14 protein-coding genes, 1 pseudogene and 1 riboswitch are annotated in these 13,523 nt (G+C 63.3%); of the genes and pseudogenes, 4 read left to right on the top strand and 11 right to left on the bottom strand.

The features are described from left to right. Positions 1-65: 65 nt before the first annotated feature. Positions 66-683: a helix-turn-helix domain-containing protein gene (locus tag F9Z44_RS23280; RefSeq protein WP_442907289.1), complete on the top strand. Its 618-nt coding sequence runs from the start codon at positions 66-68 to the stop codon at positions 681-683. Here the strand turns inward: F9Z44_RS23280 and hsdR are convergent. The 6 genes and pseudogenes from hsdR to F9Z44_RS13790 all read right to left on the bottom strand — a co-directional run. Beyond that, positions 631-2,229: pseudogene (gene hsdR / locus F9Z44_RS13765) on the bottom strand (EcoAI/FtnUII family type I restriction enzme subunit R); the annotation flags it as partial. The gene F9Z44_RS23280 and the pseudogene hsdR overlap by 53 nt on opposite strands. Then, entirely contained in the window at positions 2,226-2,594 is a 369-nt protein-coding gene (locus F9Z44_RS13770; RefSeq protein ID WP_159607039.1) for a hypothetical protein, read from the bottom strand. The pseudogene hsdR and the gene F9Z44_RS13770, both read right to left, overlap by 4 nt. Then, positions 2,582-3,352 carry a restriction endonuclease subunit S gene (locus F9Z44_RS13775; protein WP_159608727.1) on the bottom strand — a complete coding sequence of 257 codons (771 nt, stop codon included), beginning with the start codon at positions 3,350-3,352 and terminating at the stop codon, positions 2,582-2,584. The genes F9Z44_RS13770 and F9Z44_RS13775 overlap by 13 nt, the downstream gene beginning before the upstream one ends. A 623-nt stretch (positions 3,353-3,975) precedes the next feature. After that, positions 3,976-4,554 (bottom strand): TMEM165/GDT1 family protein, encoded by a 579-nt coding sequence (locus F9Z44_RS13780; RefSeq protein ID WP_159607041.1) that lies wholly within the window; start codon positions 4,552-4,554, stop codon positions 3,976-3,978. Positions 4,555-4,560: 6 nt separating this feature from the next. Continuing rightward, a riboswitch (yybP-ykoY riboswitch) is annotated at positions 4,561-4,734 on the bottom strand. A gap of 17 nt (positions 4,735-4,751) precedes the next feature. Then, positions 4,752-5,390 carry a CoA transferase subunit B gene (locus F9Z44_RS13785; RefSeq protein WP_159607043.1) on the bottom strand — a complete coding sequence of 213 codons (639 nt, stop codon included), beginning with the start codon at positions 5,388-5,390 and terminating at the stop codon, positions 4,752-4,754. 1 nt (position 5,391) lies between these two features. Next, complete coding sequence (locus tag F9Z44_RS13790) at positions 5,392-6,099, bottom strand: CoA transferase subunit A (RefSeq protein ID WP_159607045.1); 708 nt, start codon at positions 6,097-6,099, stop codon at positions 5,392-5,394. Positions 6,100-6,181: 82 nt separating this feature from the next. Here F9Z44_RS13790 and F9Z44_RS13795 point away from each other — a divergent pair, with 82 nt between their 5' ends. Then, positions 6,182-6,736: a LuxR C-terminal-related transcriptional regulator gene (locus F9Z44_RS13795; RefSeq protein WP_159607047.1), complete on the top strand. Its 555-nt coding sequence runs from the start codon at positions 6,182-6,184 to the stop codon at positions 6,734-6,736. An 87-nt stretch (positions 6,737-6,823) separates the two neighbouring features. On the opposite strand, the gene F9Z44_RS13800 is transcribed toward F9Z44_RS13795, so the two are convergent. Together F9Z44_RS13800 and F9Z44_RS13805 are read right to left on the bottom strand one after the other, a co-directional pair. Continuing rightward, the gene (locus F9Z44_RS13800) at positions 6,824-7,786 is read right to left on the bottom strand and encodes a Bug family tripartite tricarboxylate transporter substrate binding protein (RefSeq protein WP_159607049.1); all 963 of its coding nucleotides are present in this window, start codon (positions 7,784-7,786) and stop codon (positions 6,824-6,826) included. Between the two features lie 17 nt (positions 7,787-7,803). Next, the gene (locus F9Z44_RS13805; RefSeq protein ID WP_159607051.1) at positions 7,804-8,190 is read right to left on the bottom strand and encodes a carboxymuconolactone decarboxylase family protein; all 387 of its coding nucleotides are present in this window, start codon (positions 8,188-8,190) and stop codon (positions 7,804-7,806) included. 105 nt (positions 8,191-8,295) lie between these two features. Between F9Z44_RS13805 and F9Z44_RS13810 the strand changes: the two genes are divergently transcribed. Next, positions 8,296-8,883, top strand: a complete 588-nt coding sequence (locus tag F9Z44_RS13810) for a peroxidase-related enzyme (protein WP_159607053.1) — start codon at positions 8,296-8,298, stop codon at positions 8,881-8,883. Between the two features lie 11 nt (positions 8,884-8,894). Continuing rightward, entirely contained in the window at positions 8,895-11,291 is a 2,397-nt protein-coding gene (locus F9Z44_RS13815; RefSeq protein ID WP_159607055.1) for an MASE3 domain-containing protein, read from the top strand. 10 nt (positions 11,292-11,301) lie between these two features. Here F9Z44_RS13815 and F9Z44_RS13820 read toward each other — a convergent pair whose 3' ends face one another. From F9Z44_RS13820 to F9Z44_RS13830, 3 genes are read right to left on the bottom strand one after another with little or no spacing between them, the layout of a single operon-like run. Continuing rightward, positions 11,302-11,724: an acyl-CoA thioesterase gene (locus tag F9Z44_RS13820; protein ID WP_159607057.1), complete on the bottom strand. Its 423-nt coding sequence runs from the start codon at positions 11,722-11,724 to the stop codon at positions 11,302-11,304. Further along, entirely contained in the window at positions 11,721-12,665 is a 945-nt protein-coding gene (locus F9Z44_RS13825; RefSeq protein WP_236574132.1) for a DMT family transporter, read from the bottom strand. The genes F9Z44_RS13820 and F9Z44_RS13825 overlap by 4 nt, the downstream gene beginning before the upstream one ends. Next, on the bottom strand, positions 12,666-13,448 hold the full coding sequence (locus F9Z44_RS13830) for an SDR family oxidoreductase (RefSeq protein ID WP_159607059.1): 783 nt from the start codon (positions 13,446-13,448) through the stop codon (positions 12,666-12,668). Between the last annotated feature and the right edge of the window lie 75 nt (positions 13,449-13,523).

Genomic DNA, 13,523 nt, shown 5'->3' on the forward strand with positions numbered 1-13,523 from the left:
AACCAGATCAGTTCGCGCTCCCGTTCTTTCATGGATGCTTCGCCATGAGCATCAAAGTCATGAGCATGGTCTGGGAGAACTATCCAGAAGGCGGCTCCGAACTTCTCGCTCTTCTGGCCTTGGCCGACTGGTCAAACGACGCTGGCGCCTGCTTCCCCAGCATTGCAGCGATCGCAAAAAAAACCCGGATCTCCAGATCGCAAGCCCAGCGCGTCGTACATGGCTTGATTGACGCGAAGTTTGTTTCCGTCCTGGAAAACAGCATGGGTGGCGCGCCAGGCATGACGCGACGTTACCGCATCAACCTCGAAAAACTGACGGGTAGCGCCGGTACGACGGGTTGCATGGGTGCTACCCCTACGGGTCGCATGGGTGCGACGGGTAGCGCGAGTGCGACGGGTCGTATGGATGCGGCAGACGGGTCGCATGGGTGCGACGAGACGGGCCGCATGGCCTCGACACCACGACCTACGATCTGTCGGTCAAGAACCCGAACGGTAGCGTCGAGGTCGCGCTGCGCACGCCGCAGGACATCCTTGATGAGATCGCCGAGCTCGACGCTGAGAGCGCCGAAGTCCTGGCGACTATCCGGGGGCTGGTTGCGTGATGACCGGCTGGGAATCCAAGACACTGGGCGAAGTCATACAACTCGAATACGGAAAGGCGAGTGCCACGGCCGATGATCTGCTTGAACTCGATCATCGATGCCACAGGGCGCATCAGCACGATGTTGCGCACGTTGCGAGCATCCACGCCGGTTGACAGCTTCTGCGAGGTGGTGAGCACCGTCGGGATGGTCTTCTCGTTGTCCTGGAAGTCGCGCAAGTGTTGGTCGCCCAGGGCGCCGTCGTCGGCCGTCACCCTCACGCAGTAGAGCGGATCTGTGCTGGTCTTGGTCTGGTTGATCAGGTCGCGCACCGCCAGGGCATGAACCTGGGTAGCGCAGAACACGATGGTCTTCTCGCGTTGGTCGATCATGCTCATCAGGAGCTTGACCCGGTAGGCCTCGCGCTCCTTGATTTCGATGATCTTGTTGAAGTCTTTTTCTTCGTAGCGCCTACCTGCCTCGATGTCACCCTGTTCGACCAAGTCGTCAGCCGTATACACATACTCGTCCAGCGTGGTCGCGATCTGCTTGACCTTGAAAGGCGTCAAGAATCCGTCGTTGATACCTTCCTTGAGCGAGTACACGAATACCGGTTCGCCGAAGTAGGCGTAGGTGTCAGAGTTGATGGTGCGCTTGGGTGTGGCGGTCAGGCCCAGCTGCACGGCTGGCGAGAAGTAGTCGAGGATCGCGCGCCAAGAGCCCTCATCGTTGGCGCCGCCACGGTGGCATTCGTCGATGACGATGAAGTCGAAGAAGTCAGTCGGGTAGTCGCCGAAGTACGGTGCCCCGCCCGGCCCGCTCATAAAGGTCTGGAAGATGGAGAAGAAAATACTGCCGTTCTTCGGCACTCGGCCCTTCTTACGGATATCAGCAGGATCGATGCGCACCAGAGCGTCGTCAGGGAAAGCCGAGAAGGCGTTGTAGGCCTGGTCAGCCAGGTTGTTGCGATCAGCGAGAAAGAGAACGCGCGGCCGGCGCGTGGGCTCTGCACCGCTCCTCCAGTCGTTCAGGTTCCACCGGCTCTGGAACAGCTTCCACGCCAATTGAAAAGCGATGAAGGTCTTGCCGGTGCCGGTGGCCAGCGTCAACAGAATGCGATCACGGCCAGCCTCAATAGCTTCCAGCACACGCGCGATGGCAATTTCTTGGTAATAGCGCCCTTGCCAGGTGCCGCCCTTGTCCTCGAAGGGCACGGCGGCGAAACGGTCGCGCCAAGCGTTCAGCTCGGCAAACGTCAAAGCCCAAAGCTCGTCTGGGCTCGGGTAGCTGGCCACTTCGCCTTCGGCGCCAGTAGCCATGTCGATGCCGTAGATCGCCTGGCCATTGGTGGCATAGGTATGACGTACTGCGAGCTTTGCGGCGTAGCTCTTGGCCTGACCGACGCCTTCGGTGAGCGGCTTGTTCCAGGCCTTGGCCTCAATAACGGCCAGTTTGGTGTTGCGATAGACGAGCACGTTGTCCGCTATCTCAGCCTTGGCCCGTGCGCCCTTACCGCCACTTCCCTGCAGCCGGCCCAGAGTAATCCCGTGCTCGCGTAATACACGGCTGCCATCCACCACGCCCCAGCCGGCGGTGTTGAGTGCGGGGTCGATGTGTTCGGCTCTGGTTTCAGCTTCGTTCATGCTCTCCCTCCGAAGGAGAACAAAGAAGGTTGCATAGAGGGCGCTGCCTCAAACTCTTTGAAGGGGCGGTCGAAGTCCTCAAGCGGAAATGCCTGACGCACCTTCTCCAGGAATTCGGGGTCGTTCAGCACTTCATAGGTCACGCCTTTGGGCAGGAACTCCAATCGCATTTCCCCGACGAGGCTTCGGGCATCCGGGAACACCTGGGCAAGCTCCATGTCAACGTATCGCTTGGCCAGTTCACTGGTGATGGGGCCGCTGACCTGAGCCTCCAATTCAGCCGGCTTTGATTTCTTGACCGCTTGCCACAGCCCGTCTACCAGCTTTTTACGCGACGAGTCGATCTCGCGTTCTAGTCTTTCCACCACAATGGCCTGGAACTCGGCAATTTCTTTTCGCAGAGTGTCGATTGCCAACTCCAGCGCGGCGCGCTTGGAGCGCAGCATAACGCTGCCATAGCGTTCACCCAGCGGTCGCGTGTACCCTTGAGCGTGGTCCGGTCGTACGACTTCGCCAGCGCCGGGTCGATGCGCTTGAGACCATCCAGAGTAACGACGCCTTCGTTCAAGTCCACCGGACGAACGACGGGCAGCCCATCGGCTACCTCTTCGCCGGGCTGTACGATACCGTAAGACAGGCTGCACCCCGGCTCCGCCACCTCTTCGAGCGTTACGGTACGGCTGGTCGGAGCAAACTGGTCCAGCACCGCCGCGCTCAGTCGCCCGAACAGTTCGCGGGCGTTATGCAGATTCTTCTCCGCGTTGGCCTTGGCGGTGGCGATGCCCTCGAAGACTTCGTCGAGGATGGCGACGATGCGGCGCTGTTCTGGCAGTGAGGGCACCATGACTGGCACTCCGTAGACCTCATTCCGATTGATACCTGGCTTAACACCCTTCGCCAAACTCGGTAGGTCCAGTGTCGTTAGAAGGTAGTAAAGAAACTGCAGGTCGTACCGTTGACGATCAAACTCGGCGAAATAGGTGACATCGAGAGGCCAGTACTTCACTTCCGTTTTTGTAATTTCACCCGCCGACCCTTTTCTTCCAACGATGATGCTGGGTTGATCCTTGTAATACTTATCTGTTCGGTCTTTCTCCCCGTTTGCTCCATAGGCTGGGTACAGACCATTTGGATTGCGGTCCGACGGGGCTAGTGGCTTGCAGAAGAAATCTTGGCTGAACGCCGGGGAACGCCTCTCCCATCGCGGTTAAAGATTGAAGGCTCAATCTGGTCTAAATCCAGGACTCGCTTCTGAACTCCAAGGAATCTCGCATGGAAAATCAAGGTGAGTCAAACACGGCCACTCAACAACACGCTTCGCGTCTTCTGCTGAGCGAGTCGACCACTGATCTAACCAAAATCTGCTGGACGCAGTTGCTCCGAGAGGAACCGGAACTGGTCGGGCCCCGGAGGCCGTTTGACCCACTGCCCGACGACTTTTCGCCTGAGAAGTTGTTCGGGTAAGCGTATCGAGCAGGATCACGCATGTTCTATTCTTGAGGAAGACGTGCGTGAGTGTGTCACCGGTCAGCAACGCCTCGATTCGAGGGCGCATGAGTTTTTCACCGATGGCCTCCAAAGCCATCTGACGTGAGCACGAGAATCAAAGCGGGGGAACAGATGGGGGAACAAATTGACCTCCCATCATCAAAAGTCGATTAAAAACAAGTACTTGGCGACGTTTTTCGATTCCCTTCACCTCCACACATGCAAAAGGCCCCACCCGGGGCCTTTTTTTGTGGGTGCTCAGCCGATGAACGACTTGCCGACACCCAGCAGTGTCAGCACGCCAAGCACCGCAAAAATCAGCGCAGCAATGCCGTGCACCAGCTTGATGGGCACCCGCCGGGTGAGCTTGTCGCCGAAGAACACCACCGGCGCATTGGCCAGCATCATGCCCAGCGTGGTGCCGATGACCACCGCCACCAGCGGCTCGTACTGGGCCCCCAGCGCCACCGTGGCGATCTGGGTCTTGTCGCCCATCTCGGCCAGGAAGAACGCCCAGGTGGTGGCGACGAACACACCCATGCCGCGCCGGGGTGGCATGTCATCTTCGTCGAGTTTGTCGGGGATCAACATCCAGGCCGCCATGGCGATGAACGAGATGCCCAGCACCCAGCGCATCACGTCGGGGCCGATGGCTGCCATGACCCAGGCACCCACGGCACCGGCCAGCGCGTGATTGAGCACCGTGGCCACGAAGATGCCGGCCACGATGGGCCAGGGGCGCTTGAAGCGCGCGGCCAGCACGAGGGCGAGCAATTGCGTCTTGTCGCCCATTTCGGCGAGGGTGACGATACCGGTGGATATGAGAAAAGCTTCCAAGACAGTGCTCCGAGGGCCGGCAGAAACCAAAAGACCACACGGCATCCCCGGCCCATCCGGAGGCAGTGTGGTCAAAGGTCTTGCCAGGCTGAAGGCTGTCGGCGCCATGGCCATGAGGGCCAAGTGTGTTGACGCAGACCTCTGCAGGGCGCAGAGCGGCTACTCCCCAATGACGGGTGCGGTAGGGAGTATAGCCGTCAGATCAGCGCGGGGCCGGTCTTGGACTGGATGAACTCGCGCGTCACGCCCGGTGCCAGTTCCACCAGCTTCAGGCCTTCGGGTGTCACGTCCATCACACCCAGGTCGGTGATGATGCGGTCGACCACACCCACACCCGTGAGCGGCAGGGAGCACTGGTCGAGGATCTTCAGGTCTTCGGTGCCGTCCTTCTTCCTGGCCACGTGCTCCATGAGCACGATCACGCGCTTGACGCCCGCCACCAGGTCCATCGCGCCGCCCATGCCCTTGACCATCTTGCCGGGGATCATCCAGTTGGCCAGGTCGCCCCGGGCGCTCACCTGCATGGCGCCCAGGATGCTCAGGTTGATCTTGCCGCCGCGGATCATGGCGAAGCTGTCGTGGCTGCCGAAGATGCTGGAGCCCGGGATGGTCGTCACGGTCTGCTTGCCGGCGTTGATGAGATCGGCATCGACCTCGTCTTCATTGGGGAAGGGGCCAATGCCGAGCATGCCGTTTTCGCTTTGCAGCCACACCTCTTTGTCGGCGGGCACGAAGTTGGCCACCAGCGTGGGAATGCCGATGCCCAGGTTCACATAGAAACCGTCTTCGAGTTCGTGGGCTGCGCGCGCAGCCATCTGGTCTTGGTTCCAGGGCATATCAGACTCCCGCCTTCTCTGTGATGGTTCGCTTTTCGATGCGCTTCTCGGGCGTGGCGTTGAGTACGATGCGGTGCACGTAGATGCCCGGGAGGTGGATGTGGTCGGGTGCGATGGCGCCCTTCTCCACGATCTCCTCCACCTCGACCACGCAGATCTTGCCAGCCATGGCCACGGCCGGGTTGAAGTTGCGCGCGGTGAAGCGGAACTGCAGGTTGCCCGAGGTGTCGGCTCGCCAGGCTTTCACCAGCGACACGTCGGGAACGAGCGCGCGCTCCATCACGTAGGTTTCGCCGTCGAACTCGCGCAGCTCTTTGCCCTCGGCCACGATGGTGCCCACGCCGGTCTTGGTGAAGAAGGCCGGGATGCCGGCGCCGCCAGCGCGCAGTTTTTCGGCAAGCGTGCCCTGGGGCGTGAATTCGAGCTGCAGTTCACCGGCCAGGTACTGGCGCTCGAACTCCTTGTTTTCACCCACGTAGCTGGAGATCATCTTGGTGATCTGGCGCGTTTCCAGCAGCTTGCCCAGGCCGAAGCCGTCCACGCCCGCGTTGTTCGAGATCACGGTGAGGTTCTTCTTGCCGCTGTCGCGCAGGGCGTCGATGAGCGCTTCGGGAATGCCGCAGAGGCCGAAGCCGCCGACGGCGAACAGCTGGCCATCGGCCACGATGTCTTTGAGCGCGTCGGCTGCGCTCGGGTGGATCTTGTTCACGTTGCTGTCTCCTGGGTTGAAGCAAGGAAGCCGGTACGATACTACGTAACGGCATACGTAGTATTTCGTAAAGAACAACCCCATGGACATCGACTACCGCCTGGCCTTCGACCTGGCCCCTGTGGGTCTGGCGCTCTCGCGCCAACGCACCATGGTCGACTGCAACCAGGCCCTGTGCGAGATGTTCGGTGCCACGCGCGAGCAACTCGTGGGCCAGAGTTTCCAGATCCTCTACCCCAGCGCCGACGAATACGAGCGCCTGGGCGCGCGCATGGCGCCGCTGCTGGGCAAAGGCGGCACCTACGCGGACGACCGCATCATGAAGCGCGTGGGCGGCCGGCTGCAGGACGAAACCTTCTGGTGCCATGTGACCGGGCGCGCATTGAGGCGCGAGACGCCGCACGCCGCCGGCATCTGGAGCTTTGAAGACCTGAGCTCACGCCGCACCGTGAAAGCCGACCTCACGGCCCGCGAGCGCGAGGTGGCCGCCCACCTCATGAGCGGCCTGACCAGCAAGGAGATCGGCAAGGCCCTGGCCATCAGCCACCGCACGGTGGAGATCTACCGGGCGCGGCTCATGCGCAAGTACGGGGCACACAGCACGCCCGATCTTGTGCATCGATTGCTGGCGGGTTGATCTTCCGTTCGGGCTGAGCTCGTCGAAGCCTTCAAGCTTGCGCTTGTGAATGCCCTTGGACAGGCTCAGGTCGAACGGTATCGAACTTCATTGCGGCTGAAAGCCACTCTCTTGAATGATCTTCGCCCACACCTTGCCGTAAGCCTGCTCGCGCGCGCCCAGCTGCTCACCGGTCATGAAGCCCACGGTGAGTCCCATGGCGGTGAGCTTCTCGCGCACGTCGGGCTGGGCAATCGCCTTCTGCACCGCCTGGGCGATGCGGTCCAGCGTGGCCTTGGGCGTGCCGGCCGGGGCGAACAGGCCGTAGTACGGCGCATCCTCAAAACCCTTGAGGCCGAGCTCGGCAAACGTGGGCACCTCGGGCATGGCGGCCTGGCGCTGCGAACCCATGACGGCCACCACGCGCAGCTTGCCGGCCTTGTGGTTCTCGATGAAGTCGGGGATGGAGGCCACGCCGGCCGGGATCTGGTTGCCCAGCATGTCGGCCATCATGGGTGCGCTGCCCCGGTAGGGCGCGGCCACCAGGTCCAGCCCGTTCTGTTTCGCGATCACCTGCACCAGGAACTGCGGTACCGAGGCGGGCGCGGGGATGCCCACCGTGCCTTTGCCGCCGGCGGCCTTCACACCGTCCACATAGGCCTTGAAGGACTGCGCGGGTGTGCCGCTGGAGACGGCGAAGGCGTTGACGAAAGTGGCAAAGCCCGCCACCGGCACAAAATCTTTGGCTGGCTCGTAGCCCGGGTTCTTCGTCACCATGGGCAGGATGGTGATGCTGTGATCGTGGCTGAGGAACAGCGTGTTGCCATCGGCTGCGGAGGCCTTGAGCGCCTGCGCTGCAATCTGCCCGCCCGCGCCAGGCTTGTTGTCGACGATCACCGCATGGCCCAGCTCTTCCTTGAGGCGCTCACCCAGGATGCGGGCAATCGCGTCGGTGCCGCCACCGGGCGGAAAACCCACCAGGATGCGGGTGGTGGACTGGGCTTGTGCCAGCCCGAAGCAGGCGGCGAGTGTGGCCGCGAGTGCGGCACGGCGGGTGAATTTGAATGACATGAAGGCTCCTTGAAAAATCAGCTGGGGTCGGCTTCGACCACCGATGCGGCGGTGCGAAACGCCTCCACCGCCGTGGGCACGCCACAGTACACCGCCGCGTGCAGCAGCACCTCCTGCAACTCCTCGGGTGTGGCACCGTTGTTGAGGGCTCCTCGCACATGGCCCTTGAGTTCGTTTTGCTTGCCCAGCGCGGCGAGCATGGCCACGGTGATGAGGCTGCGCGTTTTCAGGTCGAGCGTGCCGCGTTGCCACACGTCGCCCCAGGCCTTGCGGGTGATGTGCTGCTGGATGGGCTCGGTGAAGGGCGTCATGTTGCCAAAGGCATTGGCCACGAAGGCCTCGCCCATGACCTGCTTGCGCATGGCCAGGCCGCGGTCGAATTCGGGATCGTTGATGGGGTCCATGAGGGTGTCCGGAAAATGGGGGGGATTACCGGTCGAAACGATAACCCAAGGCCTGGCCGATACTTGCGTACCGAACACGACCAACGACCCGAGGAGCCTCACGCCATGACCACCGCGCACCGCTACCCCCTGCCCGACCTCAACAGCCTGCCCCAGGACATCCAGGCACGCATCCTGGAGGTGCAGGAGAAATCGGGCTTCATTCCCAACGTGTTTCTGGCGCTCGCCCGCCGCCCGGCCGAGTGGCGGGCCTTCTTCGCCTACCACGACGCGCTCATGCTCAAGGAGGGTGGCCACCTCAGCAAGGGTGACCGCGAGATGATCGTCACCGCCACCAGCGCGGCCAACCACTGCCTCTATTGCGTGGTCGCCCACGGCGCCATCCTGCGCATTTACGAGAAAAAACCCCTGGTGGCCGACCAGGTGGCGGTGAACCACCGCAAGGCCGACATCAGCCCGCGCCAGCGCGCCATGCTCGATTTCGCGATGAAGGTCTGCCAACGCTCGAACGAGGTGGAGGACGCCGATTTCGCGGCGCTGCATTTGCACGGCTTCGACGACGAAGACATCTGGGACATCACGGCCATCACCGCGTTCTTCGGTCTGTCCAACCGCATGGCCAACGTGACCGGCATGGCGCCCAACCCCGAGTTCTACCTGCTGGGGCGGCAGCCCAAGGCCAAGGCGGCCTGAGCCCGACCGACATGAGCCCACCCACACGCCCGAGCACGCTGCTGATCTGCGCACTGGCCGTGCTGGGCATGGTGGTGCTGATGGCAGCCCCGGCCGGCACCTCGTCGGCCTGGCTGAGCTCGCGCATGCTGGGGGTTCATGCCGTGCTCGAGCTGTTCGCCATCCTGATCGCCGGCCTGGTGGTCGCCTCGGCCTGGCACACCTTCGAGCAGCACCGCCGGCCCAGCGCCCAGATCTTCGTGGCGGGCTTCCTGGTGGTGATGGCGTGCGACGTGATGCATGTGCTGACCTACCGCGGCATGCCGGCATTCATCACCGAGAGCTCCACGCCGCAGGCGATCTTCTTCTGGTTGATGGGGCGAACGGCCGAGGCGCTCACCCTGGCGGCGGTGGCGTTCTCACTGGTGCTGCGCGGTTCTCGCTGGACCCCGCTGCTGCTGGCCGTGGTGGTTTCCGCAGCGTTGATCATCTTCGGGTCTTTCCATCTCGATCGTTTCCCGGCGACGTTTGTGGAGGGTCAAGGCGTCACGCCGTTCAAGGCGGGTTTCGAGTACGTGCTGTGCGCGACCAACCTGGCACTGGCGCTGTACCTGGGACACCAGTCGCGCCGGGAGCACTCGCGAGAGAAGGCGCTGCTCGCGCTCTCCAGCTTCTTCATGGGCATGGGGGGCCTGGCTTTCACGCAGTACAAGGCACCGTCGGACTTCCAGAACATCGCCGGTCACCTGTACAAGGTGATCGCTTATGCCCTGCTGTACCGGGCCATCTTCATCACCGGCATCCGGGCGCCCTTCGAGGCGCTCAAGGCCTCCGAGGCGCTGATCCGGGAGAACCAGGAGCGCATGCGCACGCTCGGTGCCAACCTGCTCAATTCGGTGCTGTACCAGCTGGTGCGGCGGCCCGACGGTGCGCTGACCTACACCGAGGTGTCCGACTCCATCGACCGCATCTGCGGCATCAGCGCCACCGATCTGGCGCGCGACCCCCGATGCTTGGAGCGACTGATCCTGCCGCAAGACATGCCGCTGATGCGGGCCGCCGAGGCCCGTTCGCTGGAAAGCATGTCGAACTTCGATGTCGAGGTGCGCCTGGTGCGCCCCGACGGCGTGCAACGGCACATGCACTTCGCAGCCGCGCCGCGCCGGCTGAGCGACGGTTCCGTCGCCTGGGACGGCGTGGCCACCGACATCACCGAACGCATCGAGGTCGGCGCCGCCCGCAAGAAGCTCGAAGAGCAGCTCAACCAGTCCCAGAAGATGGAGTCGATCGGCACACTGGCCAGCGGCATTGCGCACGACTTCAACAACGTGCTGGCCGCGATCCTGGGCAACACCAACATGGTCATCGAAGACGTGCAGCGTGGCGACAAGGGCGAGGCATTGCTGGGCCTGTCGCAGATCCGGAAGTCGGGTTCGCGGGCGCGCGCGCTGGTCAACCAGATCCTCAGCTTCAGTCGGCGGGAAGCGCCGCTGCGCACCGTGCAGCCCCTGCGCCCGATCATCGAAGAGACCCTCACGCTGCTGCGCTCGACCCTGCCGCGCAACGTGGTGCTCGACGAGCGGCTGGACGACCAGCATGCATGCGCCCTGATCGACCGCACGCAGATCGAACAGGTGCTGTTGAACCTGTGCACAAACGCCTGGCATGCACTGGGCGAGGCGGGCGGACGCCTGTCGGTGAGCACATCGATCGTCAAGGTGGATGCCTCGACGGTATCGCTGGGTGCCCTGCTGCCGGGGTCCTACATCCGCCTGAGCGTCGAGGACAACGGCTGCGGCATGGACGAGGCCACCCGCCTTCGCGTGTTCGAGCCCTTCTTTACCACCAAGAGCCCTGGCCAGGGTACGGGCCTGGGGCTGTCCGTGGTGCATGGCATCGTGCGATCGCACGACGGCGCCATCACACTGGACACCAGCCTGGGCGGCGGCACACGGTTCGACATCTTCCTGCCGGTGTCCGAGGGCCCGGCCGAAGCCGCCGCGCCCTCGGCCCACGAGGGCATGCCGCGCGTGATGGGCAACGGAGAACGTGTGCTCTACATCGACGACGACGAGACGATGGCACGCATGGTGGAGCGCTTGCTCAAGCGCGCGCGCTTCGAGGTCCGCGTGTTCCACGATCCTGCGCTGGCGCTGCGCGTGCTGGGCGAGCACCCGGACGATGTCGATGTGCTGGTGACCGACTACAACATGCCGGGGCAGTCGGGGCTGGCCGTGATTCGTGTTGCGCGAGAGCTTCGCCCCGACCTGCCCGCCATCCTCATCTCGGGGTATGTGAGCGATGAACTCAAGCGCCTGTGCCTGGCGCAGGGCGTTTCAACGGTGCTGGAGAAGCAGAAATCGCTCGACGAACTCACCGCGGCGATCGAGCGCTCGATCGAAACGGCGGGCAAGGCGCCAAGACGATGAAGGTGGCGCCTCAGCCCTCGAGGATGCGCCGCAGGGAGTCCGGGATGGGCGCCGACTTCTGCTTCGGGAAGTTCACCCACACCGTGGTCGCGCCACCCGAGGCGTACAGCGTCTGCGGATCATCGGCCCGGGTGAGGGTGCACCAGGTCTCGAAGCTGGTGCGACCGACATCGCTCGCGTACATCGTGGCAATCACGTCGCCCGGGTACTCCAGCTGTTTGTGGAAGGTGCAGAAGGCGTTGATGATCACCGGCCCTTCGCCTTGCGGGTCGGGCTGGCATCCGATGCCGCGCATCCATTCGATGCGGATGGTCTCCAGGTAGCGGAAGTAGATGGTGTTGTTCACGTGCCCCATCGCGTCCATGTCACCCCATCGAATGGGAATGGTCATGCGAAACACTTCTTTCTTCTTCTCGGGCAGTTCGAACTTCATCGGTGGGCCTTGATGGACGCGAGGATGCCCAGGACGAACAACGCGCACGCCGCCCACTGCAAGGCAGCAGGCCAGGCGCCGTCCCAGGCGAAGCTGTAGACAAGGCCAAACACGGTCTCGCTGACGATGAGCTGGCCGGCCAGACTGGCGCTCAGCCGCCGGCTGGCCATGTTCCAGAGCACCGAGGCCACCCAGGCCGCACCAATGCCGGTGACAGCGCACACGGCCACGAAGGTACCGAAACCGGGGCGGGAGACCAGCGAAGCCAGATCGGTGCCCGCCACTGCCCAGATGGCCAGAGCGCCAGCCCCCGCGGCAACACCCAGCCAGTTGGCCCAAAGGGTGGAATTCACCTCGGGGTGCCTGGCCAGCCACCGGGCATTGAGCAAGCCAAACGCGGTCCACGACAGCATGGCGAGCACGGCATAGGCGATGCCCAGCCACAGGTTCGTGCCCTCACCGTCGCCCTGCCCGTGCTCCGTGACCTGCATCATCAGCACCATGCCCGCGACCGTGAGCAACAAGCCCGGCACCAGCGAACGCCAGAGCAAGCCACGGGGCTTGCCCAGCAACATGATCCACAGTGGAATGGTGCCGATGACGAGCACGGGCAAGGCCGCACCCGCGGCCTGGATGGCCAGCACCAGCAGCAGGTAGTAACCGGTGTAGCCCAGCAGGCTGAGCCAGAGCGCCGCACCCGCCTGGGCCAGCGTGGGGCGCTGCGCGTTGCCACGCAACGCAGCCCACAGCAACAGCACCACCGAGAGCAGGCCACACGCCAGGTAGCGGCCCACGGTGAGGTCGATCGAGCTGAAGCCCGGTGCGATCAAGGGTGCAACGAAGGTCGTGCCCCAGAAAGCGCCGGCCCCCACGCCGGCCAGGATGCCGGTGACCATGCCCGGCGGCCAGCCTGAAGGCCGGCCCATGACAGCAACGTTCATTTATGCGCCAAAGCCGTCGTCGGCGGCGATCACCGCGCCATTGATGAAATGGCTCTCGCTCGAACACAGCATCACCAGCACCGCGTCGAGGTCGGTCGGCACGCCCACGCGTTTGCGCGGCAGCATGCCAATGAGCTTCTGTCCCTGCTCGGTCTGCCAGTGGTGGTGGTTGATCTCGGTGTCGATGTAGCCCGGGCAGATGGCGTTCACATTGATGCCGAACTTGCCCCACTCCACCGCCATGGCCTTGGTCATCTGCACCACGGCAGCCTTGCTCATGCAGTACACGCCGATCTGCGGCAGCACCTTCAGGCCCGCCATGGAGGCAATGTTGACGATACGCCCACCCACATAGGTGCCCGGCGCGGCACCCTTGGCGCGGGCCAGCATGCGCTTGCCCACTTCCTGCGCCACGAAAAACGCGCCCTTGGTGTTGGTGTTGAAGATGTAGTCGTAGTCTTCCTCGCTCACATCCTGCAGGCGCTGCGTGGTGCTCACGCCCGAGTTGTTGACGAGGATGTCGATCGCGCCCACCTCGGTTTCGGCGTGTGCCACAGCTGCCTTGATCGAGGCGTGGTCGGTCACGTCCATGGCCACCACGTGGGCATCACCGCCCTCTGCTTCGATGTGCGCACGCAGGGCCATGAGGCGGTCGGTGCGGCGGCTGGCCAGCACCACGGCGGCGCCGGCCTTGGCCAGGGTTTTGGCGAACTGTTCGCCCAGGCCGCCCGATGCACCAGTGATCAGGGCAACGCGGCCCGACAAGTCCATGCTGTATGCCACGATGCAAGCCCTCAGTGAAGATTAGAACGACCGTTCGATTTTGTGCGGGTGCCGCATAAAATGCTGTCTGTCGAG

The sequence above is a fragment of the Hydrogenophaga sp. PBL-H3 genome (genome assembly GCF_010104355.1).
Lineage (GTDB): Bacteria > Pseudomonadota > Gammaproteobacteria > Burkholderiales > Burkholderiaceae_C > Hydrogenophaga.